Here is a 19,591-nt window from a genome sequence, read left to right on the forward strand (position 1 = left end):
GTCCCATGCGCGACATCGTGGTCGTCGGGGCGGGCGGCGGCGGGCCCGTAGTGGCCAAGGAACTGGCCGCTCGCGGGCTCGACGTGCTCGTGCTCGAGGCCGGGGCCCGGCACCTGCGCCCCGAACAGGAGTGGACCCGGCTCGAGGACGACACCAACGACCCGATCACCGGGCGGTTCCGGGTCGGGCCGTCGCGGCGCGAAGAAGCGCCGTGGCTGCGGGACTTCCCGCAGAACTCGTTCGTCTGGCAGATCGCCGGCGTCGGCGGGACGACGCTGCACTACTTCGGCAACAACCCGCGTCCGCCGGCCGGGGCGTTCGCCGGTTACGAAGGCGCCGACCGGGCCGAGTACGACACCGCACACGTGTTCCCGTTCTCCTACGCCGAACTCCGGCCCTACTACCAGTGGTGCGAGGCGACACTGCCGGTGCAGACCGCGCCGATGGGCACCAAGGAGGCCGTCTTCTTCCGCGGGGCCGAACGCCTGGGCCTGGTCCACCAGACCTGGAAGGACCTGCGCGGCCCGTCCTACCGGGCCCAGGAGAACGCGATCCTCCAGCCGCACGGCACGGCGGGCCGCACCGACGACCCCGCGCGGCTGCTCTTCCCCGAAGCGCGGGGCTGCACCTTCTGCGGGCACTGCTTCCAGGGCTGCCTCGAACCCCGCCGCGCCCCGCGCAACCTGAAGGCCAAGCGCTCCACCGACAACTCCTACGTGCCGATGATGCTCACCGCCGACGCGTGGTCGCCCGGCGGCCGGGCGGCGGAGCTGATCACCGACGCCTACGTCGTGCGGGTGCTGGCGGAGGAGACCGGCTCGCGGACGGTGGCGCGCGGGGTCGTCTTCCGCACGCCCGACGGCGCGCTGCACACCGTCGAGGCGCGCGTGGTCGTGCTCGCGGGCGGCTGCGTCGAAAACCCGCGGCTGTGGTTCAACAGCGGCCTGCCCAACCCCAACGACTGGGTGGGGCGGGGGCTGACCGAGCACCACCTCGACTGGGTCGTTGGCGTCTTCGACGAATACACCGGCGAGTCGAAGGGGGCGGGTTCCAACTGCCGGATGGACTTCCCCGGCTACGGCGGAGTCGAGAACGTCTGCCTCCCGCCGGCGTTGCAGGCGTTCGCGTTCGCCTACAGCGACGCCGGGATGTCCGGCTACTACGACAACGGCGCCGGGGTGGGCCCGCAGGGTGCCGACACGCTCGGCAGGCTCGTCGGCACCGACCTCAAGGACGCGCTGGCCGACGTCAACCGGCTGCTCACCGCGCTGGTCGTCACCGACGACGACGTCCAGCCCGAGAACCGGGTGACCCGGTCGCCGGTGATCCCGCCGGACCCGCACGGTCCGGTGCCGCGCGTCGAGGTCCGCCACCGCGCCCGCACGGCGCGGACTCGCCGCAACCGCGAGTACCTCGCCGCGCGGTCGGTGGAGCTGATGCGGCTCGCGGGCGCGCGGCGGGTGCACCGGCTGGACTGGGCGCCGCTGCTGCTGCACGTCCAGTCCAGCATGCGGATGGGGCTCGACGCGGCCGACTCGGTGCTGGACGGCACGGCCGAGGCTCGCTGGGTCGACCGGCTGTTCGTCGCCGACAATTCGGCGCTGGCCAACGCGGCGGGCGGCGCCAACCCGACGCTGACCACCCAGGCGGTGGCGACCCGCACCGCGGAGAACATCTTCCGGCGCTACTTCGGCGGCGATCCGTGGGTGGGGACGGAAACGCCGACGTCGTCCGTCGACGACCGTGTCACGCAAGCGGTTCTGGCGCGCGGACTTTGAGTCCTGTGAGGACTTGAAGCGATCTGTGGTTGGTGCTATAGAAGTAAGGGAAACGCAGGACATGACCTGGTGACATCGCGAGACGATCCGGGGAGTGAACGACGATGCCGGACAAGATCGCCCGTTCGGCCGCGGCCGACGGGTTCGCCGAGCTGGTGCTGGCCGACCCCGCGTGGGTCCGGGCGGAGTTCGACGCGATCGTGGCCGCGAACTTCGGCCCGCCCCCGCCACCGGTTCCCGCACGGCCCCGGCCCGGGCTTCCCCGCCCGGCCGCGGTGCTCGGCGTGCCACGGCGGCGCCCGGGTGCCCGGCTGCTCGCCGGAAAGTGCCCACGCCGGGAGCGATCCCCTCCGCCGAACCCGACCGGAAAGAGCGGACGGACACGGACGGAAGGGGAGTGATGCCGTGACGGCGCCCGGGTTTCCCACGGCGCCGGCGTACGCTGCCTGCCCCGACAGCGGCCGGTAGGACACGGCAGTCCCGGCCACCGCGCCTCCAGGCGCACCATCGCGGCAGCGACGCCCGCGTGCCGGGAGCCGTCAGAGTTGTATGGGCGCGGCGAAGTTCGCGCAGTCAACGGGCAAACGGTTTCGACACGCTGGTTCCTCCGCAGGTCCCGGTGCCGCACCGGCGCCGGGACCGGGCGGAGGGGTACGAAGGGGAGGGACCACGGTGCCCGACGAGTTCACGCCGCCGAACGACGTCGCCGATCAGCGCCGCGAGGCGCTCCTTCCCGGCGCCGACGAACCCTGGCCGTGACTCACAACGACAGGTATTCGCCTCGCTGCAGCAGGTGCACCTCGGCCGGCGGCCGGCGCACCCGGACCTCCTCGAGGAAGTTGGACACCGGGGAGTGGAACAGGCCGTAGTCGTCGAAGTGCACCGGGACCGCGCGCCGGGGCTCCAGGAGGTTCAGCAGGTCCACCCCGCCGCGGTGGTCGAGGGTGACCAGGACGCCGAACGCGCGCGTGCCGCCCAGATGGACGACCGCGAGGTCGAGATCCGGGAACCGGTCGCGGATCGTCCGCAGTTCGTCGTGGATGACGGTGTCGCCGCTCAGGTAGATCCGCAGCGGATCGGCTTCCGCGTCCGCGCGGTACTCGAGCACGCTGCCCATCACCGGGGGCAGCAACCGCCGCACCGGGCCCGGGGCGTGCCGGGCGGGCACGGACGTCACCGACAGGCGTGCGTCGCCGTCGGAGAAGGTTTCCCTGGTCCACGTCGGCAGCGGGAGCGGCGCGTGGAACCCCCGCCGCAGCAGGCGTTTGGCGGCGTGCTCGGTGGTGAGGACGGGGATGTCGCGCGGGAGCTCGCGCGAGGCGATCCGGTCGAAGTGGTCGCCGTGCAGGTGGGACAGCACCACGGCGGTCAGCGGCGGCAGTTCCCCCGGCTGCAGCGCGGGTTCGGTGCGCCGCCGGGAGAACAGGCCCTGGCCGAAGTACGACCATTGGCCGCGGTGCAGGAAGTTGGGGTCGGTCAGGAGGGTGAACGGGCCCAGCCGGAGCACCGTGGTCGCGGTCCCGACGAACATCAGGGAGTTGCCGCTCGGAGGTGCGAACGCGGGCATCGGCAGTCCTTTCCCCGGGTCCGGGGCACGGCCGGGTGACCGTGCCCCGGAGTGGTGGTTCAGCCCTGGGACCGCACGTTCTCCCGGGCTTCCTGGGCGCGGCCGGTGACGTCGCCGGCCGCCGAACGCGCTTCGTCCTTGACCGTGGACGCGGCGTCCGCGGCTTCGGACTTCACCGAGTCCGCCGCCTGCTGCGCGGGCTCGCGCAGGTTCTCCTTCAGCTCTTCGGCCGCGTGCTGGGCGGCCGGCGCCACGTGCTCGCGGGCGAGGTCGGTGGCCTGTCCGGCGAGCCGGCGCTCCGGCTCGCTCGCGGGCAGCAGGGACGACACGAGCCAGCCGGCGCCGAACGCGATCAGGCCGGCGGCCAGCGGGTTCCCCTGCGTGCCACGGCGGATCGACGCCGGCGCGTCGCTCACGGCGTCGGCGGCGTCGCTCACCTTGTCCCCGGCCGCCGAGGCGACGGAGCCCACCTTGTCGCCTGCGGTCGACGCGGTGTCGGTAGCCGTGCCCATGACACGGTCCCGCGCGGTGCCGAACGCCGTGCGCATCCGGCCGACGCGGCGTTCGACGATCCGGCCCGGGGTCACCTTCTCGGTGAGGGCGTTCACGTCCGTGCTGAGATTTCGTTGCGTGCCTTCGATTTCGCGGCGGATCCGCTCCGGTTCGGTCATGGTCGTTCGCCTTTCAGTGCGTCCGGGACCTGCTGCAGGGTCTCGACGGTGCGTTCGGGTTTCGGGTTGATCCGGCGGACCTCGCGCCGCCCGGTCGCGTAGAGCACGGCGCCGGCGATCACCCACACCACCGCGACGATGAGCGCCGCCCAGCCCGCGTCCATCACGTTCGCCAAGCCCTGCCACAGGGCGAGGGAGAGGAACAGCACGACCATGTAGCCGGCGAACCCGGCGCCGCCGAGCATGCCCGCGCCCCTGGCGGCCTTGCCCGCCTCGGCCTTCACTTCGGCCTTCGCCAGCTCCATTTCCTGCCGCACCAGGGTGGACAGGTCCTTCATGACGTTGGACATCAGCTCGCCGACCGAGCTGTCGGCGACGTCGACGGGCCGGTCGGCCGCGGGCCCGGGTCCCTGCGTCATCACGGCACCTGCCCCGGCGCGGAGAAGCGGGGGCTCGGCTGCGGCAGCGCTTCCGGGGGCTGGGGCGCGGTGTACCCGCCGGGAGCCGCGGCCGGACGGCTCGGCTGCGGGAGGGCTTCCGTGGGCTGCGGCCCGTTGTACCCGGCGGGCGTCGCGTATCCGGCGTCCTCCGGCTGCGGTACGGGCGGGGTCGCGGCGGGGCCGGCGTGCGGCTGCGGGATGCTCGCCTGGCCGTTCGGCGAGCTTTCTTCCTTCTGCTGCGCCACGACACCCCGGGTGAGCCGCCCGACGAGGGCACCGGCCACGGCCGCGCCGACGAGGAACGTGCCGGGACGGCGGCGGGCGAAGCGCCGCACTTCGTCCAGGAGGTCGCCCGGTTCGCGGTGCTCCAGCCAGTTGGCGACCGAGCGCGTCCGGTCGGACACCTGCCGCGCGACGTCGGTGGCGACGCCGGGCGAGTCGGTCTGCTCCGCCATCCGCTCCAGCTGACCGGCCAGCTGGTGGAGGCTCTCGGCCGCCTTCCGCTGGCCGTCCTTGGCCTGCGACTCGAGCTGCTGACGGCCTTCGTGGAGGAGGTCGCGGGCTTCCCGCTGGGCGTGCGCCGCGACGTGTTTCGCTTGGTCGGCGGCGGTTTGCGCCACCTCGCCACCGCGGTCGGCGGCCGTGGAAGCCACTTCGCGGGCTTCGTCCTTGGCGGTTTCCGGCATCGACGGCGAGCCGCTGCCCTGCTGCTGCGGCGGTGACTGACCGCCGGGTCCCTGCGTCATCTCGACCTCCTGCGGGAGAGGCACTTCCGCGCCTTTCTTGGGTGCCGATGGCGACCATCGGCCTGGTAGGGCGGCTGGCTACCCGGGTGCTCCGGGGATAAACCGGGCACCCGGCCGGGTGCCCGGACAGCACGCGACCGCCCCCGCCGTCGGGGACACGGCGGGGGCGGTGGAGGGGCCGGTCAGTTCCCGGGGCGTGCGACGTCACCACGCCACGCACCGGTCTCCCGGCCGCCGCGCTCCTCGATGAACGTCTTGAACCGGCCGAGGTCGCCCTTGACGCGGCGGTCGAGGATGCCGAGCTTGTCGGCGACGTTCTCGACGAAACCCTCCGGGTCGATGTCGAGCTGCGCGGTGACCCGGGTGTGCCGGTCGTCGAGGCGGTGGAACGTCACGACGCCCGCGTGCGTCGGGCCGGAGTCCGACTTCCAGGCGACGCGCTCGTCGGGGTGCTGCTCGGTGATGGTGGCGTCGAACTCGCGGGTCTGCCCGCCGACGCTGATCTTCCAGCGGGTGTGGGTGTCGTCGAGCTGCCGGATCTCGTCGACGCCCTCCATGAAGTGCGGGAAGGACTCGAACTGCGTCCACTGGTTGTAGGCGGTCGTGACGTCGGTTTCGACGTCGACGGATTCGGTGACGGTGCTCATCGCGGCCGTGTCCTTTCTCGGGTCGGGATCGTGCTGGCTCCGGGTTACCCGGCAAATCGATGACAAAACGATGCAACCGTTCTAGGGTGAGGCATCGACGGAGGGAGAGCGCCGTGCTCGACGACGGGACGCCCGTGCTGACGGTGCGGATCCGCACCGTGCCCGAAGCCGTCGTCGTCGCGGCGGTGGGCGACCTCGACCTCGGCACCGCGCCGGTGCTGCGCGCGCAAGCGAGAGCCGCCCTCGGCGACGGCCCGGGCGCGCTCATCGTGGACCTGGGCGGGATCGCCTTCTGCGGCTCGGCGGGCCTGCAGGTGATCGCCGAGCTCGTCGCGGCGACCGCCGCCGCGGATCTGCCGTTCGCGGTCGTCACCGACCGGCGGCCGGTGCTGCGCACCCTGCGGCTCAGCCGCCTGGACGCCACGCTTGCGCTGCACCCGACCCTGGCCGGCGCCCGCGCGTGGCTGCGGGAGCGGCCCGGCGTGTGAACGGCGTTAGGCGCGGCCCGCCCGCGGGTAGTCCCCAGCCATGGAAGCGGAGGCGCTGCTGCAGAGCCTGACCCGCGTCGTGACCGCGCTGACCGGCACGGACATCCGGTTCGCCGTCGCCGGCGGCCTGGCCGTGTACGCCCGCGGCGGGCCGCCGTCGGACCACGACGTCGACCTGTTCCTCAAGCCCGGTGACGCGGAACGCGCGGCGGACGTCCTCACCGCCGCCGGGCTGCGCCGCGTGCACCCGCCGGAAGACTGGCTGACGAAGGTCTACGACGGCGACATCCTCGTCGACCTGATCCACCGGCCCAACCACCGGCCGGTGACCGACGAGCTGCTCGACCGCGCGGCGCTGATGCGGGTCGGGTCCACCGCGGCGCCGGTCGTCTCCGGCACCGATCTGCTCGTGGACAAGCTGCTCGTGCTGAGCGCGCACCGGTGCGACCTCGAGCCGCTGCTGCAGATCGCCCGCGACCTGCGCGAGCAGGTCGACTGGACCGACGTCGCCGTGCAGGTGTCGGCGTCCCCGTACGCCCGGGCGTTCCTCAGCCTGCTCGGCGACCTGGCCGTGATCGATCCGAAGGAGGCACTCGTGCCCGAACCACCGCAGTACCTCGTCGCCCGGCTCAGCCGGGCGCTGGCCGAAGACCCCCGCACCGCCGAGCTCGGCGTGCACGTGACCGTCCGGGGCGAGCACGTCCACCTGACCGGCGAAGTCACCTGCCCCGCGCGGAAGACGGAGGTGGACGCCGTCGTCCACGAGTACCTGACCGGAGAGCTGGTGCACAACGATGTCCGGGTCGCCGACGTCCGGGAGCCGGCGAGCGCGGAGGAGATCTCATGAGGATCGCCGCGGTCGGGGACGTGCACCTCGGCGAAGATTCCCGCGGCCTGCTCCGGCCGGCCCTGGAACACCTGGCGGGCACCGCCGACGTCCTGCTGCTGGCCGGCGACCTGACCCGGCACGGCACGATCGACGAAGCCCGCGTGGTGGCCGACGAGCTCGCCGGGCTGGGCGTGCCGATCGCCGCCGTCCTCGGCAACCACGACCACCACAGCGACTCCGGCGAGGTGATCGCCAACCTGCTGCGGGAGACCGGCGTCGAGGTGCTGGAAGGGGAGGCGGCCCGGTTCGACCTGCCGGACGGCTCCCTGGGTGTCGCGGGCGTCAAGGGCTTCGGCGGCGGGTTCGCCGGCAAGTGCGCGAGCCGCTTCGGCGAGCGGGAGATGAAGGACTTCGTCGAGCACACCATGGCGTCGGCCAATTCGTTGCGCAAAGCGTTGCAAAGTCTCGACACGGACGTCGTCGTAGCCCTGACGCACTACGCGCCGATCCCGGGGACGCTGCACGGCGAGCCGCCGGAGATCCACCCGTTCCTCGGCTCGTACCTGCTGTGCGAGCCGATCGACGAGGTGGGCGCCGACCTGGCGTTGCACGGCCACGCCCACTTCGGCTGCGAGCAGGGCGTGACGCCCGGCGGGGTGCGCGTGCGCAACGTGGCCCAGCCGGTGATCCGGAAGGCTTACGCGCTGTACGAGCTCCACCCGGCCGAGCTGTCCGCGCGCCGCTGACGTTCTCAGGCGGCGAGGTGCGCGGCCGCGGTCAGCACGTGCGGGGCCAGCGCGTCGGCGATCACGGCGTACCCGGCGGACGAGGGGTGGAAGCGGTCGGCCGAGAACAACGCGGGGTCGGCGGCGAAGCGGGCGGCGAGTTCGGGGCCGGACGCCGCGACCACACCCCCGGCGCGGACCGCGGCTTCGGCCTGGACACGCGCGTAGTGCCCGCTCGCGGCGGAGACCAGCTGCCGGTAGGCGCCCGGCACGCGCGAGACGATCCCCAGGTCGGGCGCCGGCACCACGACGACGCGGGCGCCCGCGCGGACCAGCCGGGCCACCGCGTCGTGCAGCTGCCGGGCGCCGGTGGCGGGGGAGACGAACCCGGCGAGGTCGTTGGCCCCGATCACGATCAGCGCCAGGTCCACGCCTTCGCGGAGGGCGACGCCGACCTGGCGCTCCAGGTCGGCCGAGCGGGCCCCGGGCACGCCGAAACCCCGCAGCCGCACGGAATGGCCCGCGTCGCTCAGCCGCCGGGTCAGCCGCCGCCCGAGGGTGTCGTCCTCACGGGTGCAGCCGACGCCGGCCGCCAGCGAGTCGCCGAGGACGCAGAACCGGAGTGGTGGAGTCATCACGGGGGTACAACGTGGTGACGTCGCCGTTGTTTCCGCCTGCGCTGGAGGTCACGTTTGACCAGGACCGTGCTCCTGCGGGTGCTGCTGGTGGCCGTGGTCGTAGTGGTGCTCCTGCTGGCCGCGGTCTGGGCGGTCCAGCGGCGGCTGATCTACCTGCCGGACCCTGCGCCGGTGCCCGCGGCGGCGAGCGTGCTGCCCGGCGCCGAGGACGTCCGCCTCCGCACCGCCGACGGGCTGGAGCTGGGCGCCTGGTACGTCCCCCCGAGGAGCCGGGACCCGGTGGCGACGGTCCTGGTCGCGGGCGGCAACGGCGGCAACCGGGCGGGCCGGGCCCCACTGGCCGCGAAGCTCGCGGAGGCGCGGCTGGCCGTGCTGCTGCTCGACTACCGGGGGTACGGCGGCAATCCGGGTGACCCGAGCGAGGAGGGTCTGGCCCTCGACGTCCGCGCGGCCCACCGCTTCCTGACCGAGGACCGGCGGATCCCGCCCGGGCGCATCGTCTACTTCGGCGAGAGCCTCGGCAGCGCCGTCGTGACGGAGCTGGCCCTCGAACACCCACCGGCCGGGCTGCTGCTGCGGTCCCCGTTCACGGACCTCGCGGCGGTGGGCGCCGAGATCTATCCGTACCTGCCGGTGCGCCTGCTGCTGCGCGACCGCTTCCCGGTCAAGGAGCAGGCCGCGCGCCTGCGGGTCCCGGCCGTGGTGGTCGTGGGCGGCCGGGACTCGATCGTGCCGCCGTCCCAGAGCCGCGAGGTGGCGGCCGCCGCGTCGGCCCGGCTGGTGGAGATCCCCGGCGCCGACCACAACGATCCCATCCTGCTCGACGGCCCAGAGCTGGTGGCGGCGGTGCTGTCGCTGGTCCCGCGCTGAGCCCGGGTCAGGTGCCCATCTTCTTCATGAGTTCCGCGATGTCGGCGACCTGGTCGGCGGGCGGCACCGGGATCTCCACCGCCTTGCCCCAGCCGCGGTAGTCGGTCGTGGCCTTCACCGTGGGGTCTCCCTGCGTGTTCTTCGGGGCCGCGGTGGTCAGGTCGACGGCGAACCGCACGGGCCGCCGCGCCGCGTCGAGCCACAGTTCGGCGGGCAGCTTGGCGGTCATCGGCTTGTCCACCTTGTCGTCGGCGCCCCGGTGCGCGAACTCCGGGAACAGCTCCGGCGCCTTCGCGCCGTCGATTTCGAGGCGGTAGTGGTTGACCGGCTGGGTGCCGAGCCGGGTCTGCTCCGCCGACACGATCCGGCCGGACCGTTCGGCCACCAGCAGCGCCCAGCCGAGGTCGGGCAGCTTCTGGATGAGCGCCTCGCCCCCGGCCATCGCCCGGCTGACCGGGTCGGCACTGTCGGGGTCGGCGCCCATCCACTGCTTGCCCGGGATGATTTCCTGGGGCATCCGGGTGTAGGTGCGCCCGTGGATCACGCGGGTCTCGGACCCCTGGATCACCATCGTGAGGCTGCCCCGGCCACCGTCGAGGGTGAGCGAGCCGGGAACGTCGGAGGTGGTGGTGCCGAGCACGGCGGTCATGGCGAAGGTCGCGGACGGCGTCTCGGCGATGCCGGCCCGGATGCCCGCCACGAGCTGCGCGACGTCGGTGACCGGCGCGGTCAGCGTGGCGGGGGCCGCCGGTGGCGCAGCGGCGGGACCGGGGTCGCACGCGGTCAGCGCCAGTGCCGCCGCGGCGATGATCAGGCCGGTCTTCCGCATGGGATCCCCCTCGATGTCGTGCTGGGGGAAGGTATCGGGAGAAGGTCACGATCCGGACATCGCCGACCCGCCGGGTGTGACGTGTGTCCGCCTTGAGACCGTGACCGCATCGCGCATAATGGCCACTGACCGACTGCTTGGTATGTGCCGGGCACCACAGCCGAAGGAGACACCCTGCCGTGAACTCGTTCAAGGATCGCGTCGCGATCGTCACCGGGGCCAGCCGGGGCATCGGCCTCGGGATCGCGAAGACGCTCGTCGAACGCGGCGCCAAGGTCTGCCTCACCGCGCGCAAGCCCGACGCCCTCGAAGAGGCCGTCAGCTCCCTCGGCGGCCCGGACGTCGCCATGTTCGTGGCGGGCAAGTCCGACGACACCGACCACCAGGACGAGACGGTCGCCAAGACGATCGAGACCTTCGGGCGGCTCGACTACCTGGTCAACAACACCGGCATCAACCCCGCCTACGGCCCGGCGCTGGACATCGACCCGGCCGCGGCGGCGAAGATCCTCGCCGTCAACGTGCTCGCGCCGCTGGCCTGGACCAAGCGTGCCCGCGACGCGTGGATGGGCGAGCACGGCGGCGCCGTCGTCAACGTCAGCTCCGTCGCCGGCCTCCGCGCTTCGCCGGGCATCGGCATGTACGGCGTCAGCAAGGCCGCGCTGCTCCGGCTGACCGTCGAGCTCGCCGCCGAGCTGGGTCCGAAGATCCGCGTCAACGCCGTCGCGCCGGCCGTGGTCAAGACGCAGTTCGCGACCGCGCTGTACGAAGGCCGCGAGGAGGAGGTCGCCTCGGCGTACCCGATGAAGCGGCTCGGCGTGCCCTCCGACATCGCGGGCGCGGTGGCGTTCCTGCTGTCCGACGACGCGGGCTGGATCACCGGGCAGACCGTGGTCCTCGACGGCGGCGTGACCCTCGGCGGTGGCCTGTGACCGGCGTCGTCGTCACCGGGGGCGGCGGGGGCATCGGTGCCGCGCTGGCCCGCCGCTTCGCCGCCGACGGCGCTCAGGTCGTCGTGGCCGACCTCGACGGCGACAAGGCCGCCGAAGTCGCGAACGAAGTCGGCGGGACGCCCTTCGCGGGAGACGTCGCGAGTCCCGAAGGCGTCGCGAAGCTGGTCGAGAGCGCCCGCGGCACCCTCGGCGAGATCGACGTCTTCTGCGCCAACGCGGGGATCGCGCCCTTCGGCGGTGCGGAAAGCGGCGAAGAGGTGTGGGCGCGCACCTGGGAAGTCAACGTCATGTCCCACGTCCGCGCGGCGAACCTGCTGCTGCCGGCGTGGCTCGAGCGCGGCAAGGGCCACTTCGTCGCGACAGTGTCCGCCGCCGGCCTGCTGACCAGCCTCGGCTCGGCGCCGTACTCGGTGACCAAGCACGGCGCGCTGGCGTTCGCCGAATGGCTGTCGGCGACCTACCGGCACCGCGGCATCACCGTGCAGGCGATCTGCCCGCAGGGCGTGCGCACGGCGATGCTGGAAAGCACCGGCACCGCCGGGCAGCTGCTGATGGGCGCGTCGGCGATCGAGCCGGAGCAGGTGGCGGACGCGCTGTTCGCGGCGATCGAGGAGAAGCGCTTCCTGGTGCTGCCGCACCCCGAGGTCGCGGGCTACTACGCGGCGCGCGCCACCGACACCGACCGGTGGCTCGGCGGGATGAACAAGCTGCAGCGCAAGGTCGAAGAGGCCGTCGGAGAGCTGTGAACCCTAGCGGACCACGCGGTACCAGTCCGGGCGCAGGACTTCGAGCTTGATCGTCCGGCCGCCCGGGTGGTCGAACATCCGCACGCCGTCGCCGAGCAGCACCGGGACGGGCAGCGCGAGGATCTCGTCGAGCGCGCCGGCGTCGAGGCACTGCCGGGCGACGTCGGCGCCGAGGACGTTGACGTACTTGTCGCCCGCGGCCTCCTTCGCGGCGGCCACGGCCTCGTCGAGATCACCCATGAAGGTGACGTCGGGGGCCGGGGCCGCCGGGCGGTGGGTGACCACGAACTGCGGCCCTTCCCAGCCGCCGCCGAACGCCTTGCCCTCGCCTTCGGTGCCGCGGTGGGGGTCGTCGCCGCCGTAGGTCCGCCGTCCGACGAGCAGCGCGCCGATCCGCGGGATCAGCTCATCGACCAGCGGGTCGGGGCCCAGGTACGGGATCAGCCAGGACATGTCCCCGCCCGGGCCGGCGATGAACCCGTCGACCGAGCAGCTGAACGCGTAGAGCAGTTTCGCCATGGTTCCCACTTTCGTCGGTTGCGCGAACATCGGTACTGACGGCCGATGGCGCGAAAACTCATCGGCTTCACCCGGCCATGTCCGGAACGCGACAGGATCACCACGGACCGTTGACAACGGTGTCAATCCCCGAGGACCGTTCCGTCACGCACTGGCTGAACTTGTGCTCAACGGCGAAGGACAAGTGACATGGTCTTGCGATCCCTCACGCGGTTTTCGGCCGCCACATTCCTGGCCATAGCCGGAATGATCCCCGTACCCGCCTCCGCGGCGACGCTCGTCACCGACCCGGCGTCCCTGGTCAACCCGTTCATCGGCACGTCCAACGCCGCGGACGACTTCCCCGGCGCGGACGTCCCGTTCGGCATGCTCCAATGGAGCCCCGACACACCCAGCCGCCCCGACGGCGGCGGTTACGAGTACAAGGATTCCGCCATCACCGGCTTCAGCCTGACGCATCTGTCGGGGCCGGGCTGCGGCGCCGACGGCGACGTCCCGATCCTGCCGACCGTCGGCGCGGTGAACACCGGCGCGAGCGTCTCCTTCAGCCACAGCAACGAATCCGCGAGTCCCGGGTACTACTCGGCGGGCCTCGGCAACGGCGTCACGACCGAGCTGACCACCGCGCTGCGGTCCGGGATCGGCCGGTTCACCTTCCCCGCGACGTCGCAGGCGAACCTCCAGTTCAAGCTCAACGGCAGCCAGAACGGCACGTCGAACCAGACCTGGACGGTGGTCAGCCCGACCGAGGTGTCCGGCTCGGTCACGTCCGGGCACTTCTGCGGCGCGGGATTCACCTACACGCTCTACTTCGACGTCGTCTTCGACCGGCCGTTCACCACCAGCGGGACCGCCGCCGCGACGGCGGTGACCCCCAAGGCGTCACCGGGCAAGCTGCACGGCACCGCGACGGCCGAAGCCGCGCCGGCGGCCGGCCCGGGCAGCGCGTACGTCCGGTTCGACACGACGAGCAACCCGACCGTGCAGGCCAAGGTCGGCATCTCCTACGTCTCGGTGGCCAACGCCGTCGCGAACCGCGCGGCCGACATCCCGGCGTTCGACTTCGCCGCGACCAAGCAGGCCGCGCACGACAGCTGGAACTCCCTCCTCGGCCGGATCCAGGTCGCCGGCGGGACGACGGCCCAGCAGCGGGTCTTCTACACCGCGCTGTACCACTCGCTGTTGCACCCCAACGTCTTCTCCGACCGCAACGGCCAGTACATCGGCTTCGACAACCAGGTGCACACCGTCGCGAGTGGACACTCGGCGCACTACGCCAACTTCTCCGGCTGGGACATCTACCGCACGCAGGCGCAGCTGTCCGCGCTGGTGGCGCCCGCGCAGACGAGCGACATCGCGCAGTCGATGATCGCCGACTACGCGCAGGGCGGCACGCTGCCCAAGTGGTCGCAGAACAACGGCGAGACGTACGTGATGGTCGGTGATCCCGGCACGGCGATCCTCGCGAGCTACTACGCCTTCGGGGCGCGGAACTTCGACACGGCGGCGGCGTTGCAGGCGATGCTGCGCGAGGCGAGCACGTTCAACAACGTCCGGCCCGGTCTCAACGCGACGAACGCCCCCGGCTACCTGCCCGCCAACGGCACCTACCAGTGCTGCAACTTCTACGGCCCGGTCTCGACACAGCTGGAGTACGACACGGCGGACTTCGCGCTCTCGGCGTTCGCCGGGGCACTGGGGGACACCGCGAACCAGGCCTTCTACGCCGGCCGCGCGCAGAACTGGAAGAACACCTTCAACTCCGCCAGCGGGTTCATGCAGCCCAAGCAGGCGGACGGCTCGTGGACCGGCGGGTTCGACCCGGCGAGCGGGTCGAACTTCGTCGAGGGCACGTCGTGGCAGTACACCGGCATGGTGCCGTTCAACGTGGCGGGCCTCGCCGCGGCGCGCGGCGGCAACAGTTCGCTGATCAGCTACCTCGACAGCGTGCTGGCCGGGTTCCACGGCAGCGGCGGGAAGCAGGCCGACCTCGGCAACGAGCCCAGTCTCGAGCTGCCGTGGGAATACGACTACGTCGGGCAGCCGTACAAGACTCAGAAGGTCGTGCGGCAGGTGCAGGACCAGATCTGGACCGACGCGCCCGGCGGGCTGGCCGGCAACGACGACCTCGGCGCGATGAGCGCGTGGTACGTCTTCTCGGCGCTGGGCTTCTACCCGATGACGCCGGGGACGGCGGACCTGGCGCTGGGCAGCCCGCTGTTCACCCAGGCGGTGGTGACGCTCCCGAGCGGCAACACCCTGACGGTGAACGCGCCCGCGGCGGCGGACAACGCGCCGTACGTCCAGAGCGCGACCTGGAACGGCTCGGCGTGGAACAACGCGTACGCGCCGACGTCGGCTCTGAACGCGGGTGGGACGCTGGCCTTCGCGCTCGGGACCTCGGCGAACACGGCGTGGGCGGCGTCGAACCCGCCGCCGTCGTACTCCGGCACGCTGCCCCACCTGGGGCCGCTGACCTCGGGCATCGCCGGCAAATGCGCGGACGTGGCCCAGAGCGGCACGGCGAACGGGACGCACGTGCAGCTGTACACGTGCAACAACTCCGGCGCGCAGAAGTGGTTCTCCGGTCCCGACGGGACGTTCCAGGCCCAGGGCGGCTGCCTCGACGTCAGCAACAGCGGCACGGCGAACGGCACGAAGGTGCAGCTGTGGCAGTGCAACGGCTCCGGCGCGCAGAAGTGGCAGCCGGGCACGGCGGGCTCGCTGGTGAACCCGCAGTCGGGCAAGTGCCTGGACGACCCGAACAGCACCACGGCCGACGGGACCCAGCTGCAGATCTACGACTGCAACCAGAGCCCGGCCCAGAGCTGGACCCGCGGCTGACCCGTCGTGAGTGAGTAACAGTGTTCTAACGCTGTTGCTCACTCACGACCGGCCGCGGGAGGGTCAGGCGGGGTGGGGTGGGAAGCGCGGTGGGCGGCGCTCGTTCCAGCTCGCCAGGCCCTCGGCCAGCTCCGGACGGCCGAACGACTCGATCATCAACGCCGTCGCCTCGCGGGCCGCCTCCGGCAGCGGGAGTGCGGCTTCCCGGGCGAACTGCGCCTTCATCACCGCCATCGACCGGGGTGCGCTGTAGGTCGCCAGTTCGGTCGCGTAGGCGTGGGCGCGCAATCCCAGCTCCTCCGCCGGGACCACTTCCTGGACCAGGCCGTAGTCGAAGGCCTGCTCCGCGGTGAACGTCCGGCCGGACAGCAGCAGGTCACGGGCCCGGCCCTGGCCGACCAGCTCCGGCAGCAGCTTCGCGATGCCGTACTCCGCGATGAGGCCGCGGCGGGCGAACGCCGTGGTGAACTTCGCGCCCGCCGCCGCGAAGCGGACGTCCGCCGAGCACGCGATGACGAAGCCCAGGCCGGCGCAGCCGCCGTTGACCGCCGCCACCACCGGGACGCCGACCGCCGCGGCCGCCAGCACGTCCCGCCAGTTTTCGTGCCCGCCGCCCGAGGCCGGGAGAGCGGCCGAGATGTCGTCGAGCAGGCCCAGGTCGGCGCCCGGGCAGAACGCCTTGCCCGCCCCGGTGACGACGACCGCGCGGACCGCCGGGTCGGCGTCCGCCCGGCGCAGCACCGAGCCGTAGCGCGCCTGCATGGGCACGTCCATCGCGTTGCTGCGGCCGGGCTTGTCGAACGTCAGCGTGGCGACGGCGCCGTCCGCCGCGTACCGCACACCATCCACAGTGGACTCGGTCAAGGCCGCCTCCTCGGGGTCGGTGACCATACTAAGCGGTCGCTTGGCATGCGGCCAGTTCGAAATTGTCGAACCCTTTGGTCACCCGGAAACCCTTGTGCAATAGTGCTTTCCGCCCGCATCCCGTGCGCCGGAAGGAACCGCCGATGCCGAACACTCCCGAACCGAGCAGACGGCTGGTCCTGGGCGGCGTCGGTGCCGCCGCGGTCACGGCGGCGGTCGCGCCGGTCGCCAGAGCCGCAGACGCGCTCGCGCGGCCCGAGCTCGCGATCGCCGGCCGCGACACCGACCTCGGCGCCGGCTGGCGGTTCGTGCTCGCCAACCCCGACGGCGTCACCGATCCGGACGGCCGCTTCGCCGACGCCGCGAACCCGGCCTTCGACGACTCGGCGTGGCAGGTCGTCGACGTCCCGCACGACTGGAGCATCGAGCTCCCGCCGACCGAGAAGGGCGGCACCAGCAGCGGTTCCGGCTTCTTCCGCGGCGGGCTCGGCTGGTACCGCAAGACGTTCACGCTACCGCCGTCGCTGCAGGGCAAGCGCCTTTCGGTCGAATTCGACGGCGTCTATTCGGACGCCCACGTGTACTTCAACGGCGAACTGCTCGGCAACCACCCGTACGCCTACACCGGTTTCGCCTTCGACCTGACCGGCAGGGTGCGCACCGGCGGGCGGCCGAACGTCCTCGCCGTGCGGGCGGTGAACCCGCTGCCCAGCAGCCGCTGGTACTCCGGCAGCGGGATCTACCGCCGCGTCCGGCTGGTGGTGACCGAGCCGGTGCACGTCGCCCGGCACGGCACGTTCGTCACCACCCCGGACATCGCCGCGGGCCGCGGCACCGTGCGGGTGGCGACGGACGTCGCGAACGACTCCGCCGCCGCGGTGACGGCCGAGGTGCGCACGACGGTCACCGACCCGGCGGGCCGGGTCGTGGCGCACGGCTCGGCCACGGTGGCCGTGCCCGCCGGGCGGACGGCGACCGCGGTCACCACGCAGAACGTCGCCGCGCCGCAGCTGTGGTCGACCGGCACGCCCCGGCTGTACCGGGTGCGCACCGACGTGGCCGTGGCCGGGCGCGTGCTCGACACGACCACCACCGACTTCGGCTTCCGGTACACCGAGTTCCACCCGGACCACGGGTTCTCGCTCAACGGCGTGCCGACGAAGCTGCGCGGGGTCAACCTGCACGCGAGCCAGGGCGCGCTCGGCGCGGTGATCGACCCGGCCGCGCTGGAGCACCAGATGCGGCTGATGCTCGCGATGGGCGTCAACGCGCTGCGGACCGCGCACAACCCGCCCGACCCGCAGCTGGTGACAGTCTGCGAACGGCTGGGGATCGTGATGATGGTCGAGGCGTTCGACTGCTGGCGGACCGGCAAGCTCGCGTACGACTACCACCGCGACTTCGACGCCTGGAGTGCGCGCGACATCGCCGAAATGGTCCACGCGGCCAAGAACTCGCCGGCCGTCGTGCTGTGGTCGATCGGCAACGAGGTGCCGGACGCGTCGATGGCCGGCGGCCCCGAGATCGCGAAGGCCCTGATCGCCGTGGTCCGCGGGATCGACCCGACGCGGCCGGTCGTCATGGGCTCGGACCGCTACCGCGGTGTCCCGGCGCCGGGCTCGCCGCAGGACCTCATCCTCAAGCAGCTCGACGGCCTCGGCGTCAACTACAACACCGCCCAGTCGATCGACGGGTTGCACAAGCAGTACCCGGACAAGTTCTTCTTCGAGTCCGAGTCGTCGTCGGAGACCTCGACGCGCGGGGTCTACCAGGACCCGGACCTGCTCAACACGGGGGAGAACCACACACCGGGCAAGCGGGCGACGTCGTCCTACGACAACAACCTCGCCTCGTGGACCTTCAGCGGCGAGTACTCGCTGAAGAAGGACCGGGACCGGAAGTTCTGCCAGGGCCAGTTCCTCTGGGCCGGGCAGGACTACCTCGGCGAGCCCACACCCTACGACGTCTTCCCGGTCAAGACGTCGTTCTTCGGCGCGGTCGACAGCGCGGGCCTGCCCAAGGACGCCTTCCACCTGTTCCGCAGCCAGTGGACCACCACACCGATGGTGCACCTGACTCCGATGGACTGGACGGACCACCGGATCGGCGAGCCGGTCGCGGTGTGGGTGTACTCCACTGTGGACACCGTCGAGCTGCTGCTCAACGGGAAGTCGCTCGGGGTGAAGAAGTTCGACCGCAAGACCACTGTGGACGGACGGCCGTACCTGGAGACGAGCGAGCCGTCCGGCGACGACAAGAACGACCCGTCCGGCAGCTACACCAGCCCGAACGGCGGCACCGGCAAGCTGCACCTGACCTGGACCGTGCCCTTCGAACCCGGCACGCTGACCGCGATCGCGCGGGCGGGCGGGCGCGAGGTGGCGCGCGACGAACTCGTCACGGCCGGGCCGCCGCGCGCGGTCAAGCTGACCACCGAGACGCGGGAGGCCGCGGTGGCGGCCGGGGCGATGACGTTCGTGACCGCGTCCGTCGTGGACGCCCGCGGGGTGGTCGTGCCCGTCGGCGAGCCGGTGCTGCGGTTCACCGTCCGCGGGCCGGGCCGGGTCGCCGGGGTGGACAACGGCAGGCAGGAGCTCGCCCAGAGCTACCAGCAGCCGGCGATCCCGGCGTTCAAGGGTCAGGCGGTCGCGGTGATCGCGGCGTCCGGCGGCCGCGGCCCGATCACCGTGACGGCGAGCGCGCCGGGGCTGGCTCCCGGCGTGCTCACCGTGCCGGGCACGAACCTCGGTCAGCGCCATGGTCCCGGCGCCCGGGCGGTCGAGACGGCCGTGGTCCCGGCCCCTTCGACGGCGGACGCGAGCTACTCGGGCGCCCCGGACACGCTGCCGTCGGCGATGCTGGACGGCAACCCGGCCACCGGCTGGTCGAACTTCTACGTCAAGCAGGCGACGGCGACGCTGCCCGCGGTGAGCCGGCCCCGCTCCGGGGACTGGGTGTCCCTGGCGTGGCCGTCACCCCAGCGGTTCGGTGCCGTCACGGCGAACTTCGTGGTGGACGGGACGCTGACGCTCCCGGTCGCGGTGGAGGTCGCCTGCCGCACACCGCGGGGCTTCGAGCCGGTGCGGAACCTGCGGATCACGTGGGGTACCGGGGCGAACGACCCGACGACGTTCGCGTTCGATCCGGTGGTGACCACGGAAGTGCGGGTCACCATGACCGCGCGCGGCTTCCTGCGGATCAGTGCCCTGACGGCCCGCTGACCACGGGCCCGGCGAGGCGCACCCCTCGCCGGGCCCCGCGGGTCAGCGGCTGCAGGGAGCGAGCGCGTCGAGGCCCTGCGGCTTCGCGGCGTTGCGGCCGATGGCGGTGGCGATCCGGTTGATCGTCGCCACGCGCTTGTCCTCGAGCGGGCCGAGGATGGCGTTCTGGACGAAGTTCGGGCCGCCCTGGCCGACGGTCGTCTGCAGGCGGTTGTT

19 protein-coding genes are annotated in these 19,591 nt (G+C 72.4%); 10 read left to right on the forward strand and 9 right to left on the reverse strand.

All coding sequences use genetic code 11. The annotated features are described in order from the left end of the window. Nucleotides 1-5 precede the first annotated feature (5 nt). Nucleotides 6-1,778 (forward strand): GMC family oxidoreductase N-terminal domain-containing protein, encoded by a 1,773-nt coding sequence (locus CF165_RS38800; RefSeq protein WP_093952580.1) that lies wholly within the window; start codon nucleotides 6-8, stop codon nucleotides 1,776-1,778. Between the two features lie 104 nt (nucleotides 1,779-1,882). Continuing rightward, nucleotides 1,883-2,179 carry a hypothetical protein gene (locus tag CF165_RS38805; protein WP_093952581.1) on the forward strand — a complete coding sequence of 99 codons (297 nt, stop codon included), beginning with the start codon at nucleotides 1,883-1,885 and terminating at the stop codon, nucleotides 2,177-2,179. A 359-nt stretch (nucleotides 2,180-2,538) separates the two neighbouring features. On the opposite strand, the gene CF165_RS38810 is transcribed toward CF165_RS38805, so the two are convergent. The 5 genes from CF165_RS38810 to CF165_RS38830 all read right to left on the reverse strand — a co-directional run bounded on the left by CF165_RS38810 (nucleotide 2,539) and on the right by CF165_RS38830 (nucleotide 5,849). Further along, nucleotides 2,539-3,345, reverse strand: a complete 807-nt coding sequence (locus CF165_RS38810; RefSeq protein WP_093952582.1) for an MBL fold metallo-hydrolase — start codon at nucleotides 3,343-3,345, stop codon at nucleotides 2,539-2,541. 59 nt (nucleotides 3,346-3,404) lie between these two features. Continuing rightward, a complete protein-coding gene (locus CF165_RS38815; RefSeq protein WP_093952583.1) occupies nucleotides 3,405-4,016 on the reverse strand; it encodes a DUF3618 domain-containing protein in 612 nt (203 codons plus the stop codon). Continuing rightward, on the reverse strand, nucleotides 4,013-4,435 hold the full coding sequence (locus tag CF165_RS38820; RefSeq protein WP_093952584.1) for a phage holin family protein: 423 nt from the start codon (nucleotides 4,433-4,435) through the stop codon (nucleotides 4,013-4,015). Before CF165_RS38820 ends, CF165_RS38815 begins: the two co-directional genes overlap by 4 nt. After that, nucleotides 4,435-5,202 carry a hypothetical protein gene (locus tag CF165_RS38825; RefSeq protein ID WP_240521971.1) on the reverse strand — a complete coding sequence of 256 codons (768 nt, stop codon included), beginning with the start codon at nucleotides 5,200-5,202 and terminating at the stop codon, nucleotides 4,435-4,437. Before CF165_RS38825 ends, CF165_RS38820 begins: the two co-directional genes overlap by 1 nt. A 182-nt stretch (nucleotides 5,203-5,384) precedes the next feature. After that, nucleotides 5,385-5,849, reverse strand: a complete 465-nt coding sequence (locus tag CF165_RS38830; protein ID WP_093952585.1) for an SRPBCC family protein — start codon at nucleotides 5,847-5,849, stop codon at nucleotides 5,385-5,387. A gap of 113 nt (nucleotides 5,850-5,962) precedes the next feature. On the opposite strand from CF165_RS38830, the gene CF165_RS38835 reads away from it, so the two are divergent. The 3 genes from CF165_RS38835 to CF165_RS38845 are packed head-to-tail and all read left to right on the forward strand — an operon-like array spanning nucleotide 5,963 to nucleotide 7,912. Next, nucleotides 5,963-6,337, forward strand: a complete 375-nt coding sequence (locus tag CF165_RS38835) for an STAS domain-containing protein (RefSeq protein WP_093952586.1) — start codon at nucleotides 5,963-5,965, stop codon at nucleotides 6,335-6,337. Between the two features lie 40 nt (nucleotides 6,338-6,377). Further along, nucleotides 6,378-7,184 (forward strand): nucleotidyltransferase family protein, encoded by an 807-nt coding sequence (locus tag CF165_RS38840; RefSeq protein ID WP_093952587.1) that lies wholly within the window; start codon nucleotides 6,378-6,380, stop codon nucleotides 7,182-7,184. Then, nucleotides 7,181-7,912: a metallophosphoesterase family protein gene (locus CF165_RS38845; protein WP_020646671.1), complete on the forward strand. Its 732-nt coding sequence runs from the start codon at nucleotides 7,181-7,183 to the stop codon at nucleotides 7,910-7,912. The genes CF165_RS38840 and CF165_RS38845 overlap by 4 nt, the downstream gene beginning before the upstream one ends. Before the next feature lie 5 nt (nucleotides 7,913-7,917). Here CF165_RS38845 and CF165_RS38850 read toward each other — a convergent pair whose 3' ends face one another. Continuing rightward, nucleotides 7,918-8,526 carry an SGNH/GDSL hydrolase family protein gene (locus CF165_RS38850; protein WP_093952588.1) on the reverse strand — a complete coding sequence of 203 codons (609 nt, stop codon included), beginning with the start codon at nucleotides 8,524-8,526 and terminating at the stop codon, nucleotides 7,918-7,920. Nucleotides 8,527-8,583: 57 nt separating this feature from the next. Between CF165_RS38850 and CF165_RS38855 the strand changes: the two genes are divergently transcribed. Further along, nucleotides 8,584-9,399: an alpha/beta hydrolase gene (locus CF165_RS38855; RefSeq protein WP_205661087.1), complete on the forward strand. Its 816-nt coding sequence runs from the start codon at nucleotides 8,584-8,586 to the stop codon at nucleotides 9,397-9,399. A gap of 7 nt (nucleotides 9,400-9,406) precedes the next feature. Here the strand turns inward: CF165_RS38855 and CF165_RS38860 are convergent, their stop codons facing one another. Beyond that, nucleotides 9,407-10,228, reverse strand: coding sequence for an SCO4651 family lipoprotein (locus CF165_RS38860; protein ID WP_093952589.1), 822 nt, complete (start codon nucleotides 10,226-10,228; stop codon nucleotides 9,407-9,409). 179 nt (nucleotides 10,229-10,407) lie between these two features. On the opposite strand from CF165_RS38860, the gene CF165_RS38865 reads away from it, so the two are divergent. Both CF165_RS38865 and CF165_RS38870 read left to right on the forward strand, forming a co-directional pair. Beyond that, nucleotides 10,408-11,160: an SDR family oxidoreductase gene (locus CF165_RS38865; protein WP_093952590.1), complete on the forward strand. Its 753-nt coding sequence runs from the start codon at nucleotides 10,408-10,410 to the stop codon at nucleotides 11,158-11,160. Next, nucleotides 11,157-11,927 (forward strand): SDR family oxidoreductase, encoded by a 771-nt coding sequence (locus tag CF165_RS38870; protein WP_093952591.1) that lies wholly within the window; start codon nucleotides 11,157-11,159, stop codon nucleotides 11,925-11,927. The genes CF165_RS38865 and CF165_RS38870 overlap by 4 nt, the downstream gene beginning before the upstream one ends. Before the next feature lie 3 nt (nucleotides 11,928-11,930). Here the strand turns inward: CF165_RS38870 and CF165_RS38875 are convergent, their stop codons facing one another. Beyond that, a complete protein-coding gene (locus CF165_RS38875) occupies nucleotides 11,931-12,446 on the reverse strand; it encodes a dihydrofolate reductase family protein (RefSeq protein WP_093952592.1) in 516 nt (171 codons plus the stop codon). Nucleotides 12,447-12,692: 246 nt separating this feature from the next. Between CF165_RS38875 and CF165_RS38880 the strand changes: the two genes are divergently transcribed. Then, nucleotides 12,693-15,290, forward strand: a complete 2,598-nt coding sequence (locus tag CF165_RS38880; RefSeq protein WP_093952593.1) for a lectin — start codon at nucleotides 12,693-12,695, stop codon at nucleotides 15,288-15,290. Nucleotides 15,291-15,353: 63 nt separating this feature from the next. Here CF165_RS38880 and CF165_RS38885 read toward each other — a convergent pair whose 3' ends face one another. Next, nucleotides 15,354-16,154 (reverse strand): enoyl-CoA hydratase-related protein, encoded by an 801-nt coding sequence (locus CF165_RS38885; RefSeq protein WP_240521972.1) that lies wholly within the window; start codon nucleotides 16,152-16,154, stop codon nucleotides 15,354-15,356. A 143-nt stretch (nucleotides 16,155-16,297) separates the two neighbouring features. Between CF165_RS38885 and CF165_RS38890 the strand changes: the two genes are divergently transcribed. Next, entirely contained in the window at nucleotides 16,298-19,375 is a 3,078-nt protein-coding gene (locus CF165_RS38890; RefSeq protein WP_205661088.1) for a glycoside hydrolase family 2 TIM barrel-domain containing protein, read from the forward strand. Nucleotides 19,376-19,591: the final 216 nt, after the last annotated feature.

The sequence above is a fragment of the Amycolatopsis vastitatis genome (genome assembly GCF_002234595.1).
GTDB classification, from domain to species: Bacteria; Actinomycetota; Actinomycetes; order Mycobacteriales; family Pseudonocardiaceae; genus Amycolatopsis; species Amycolatopsis vastitatis.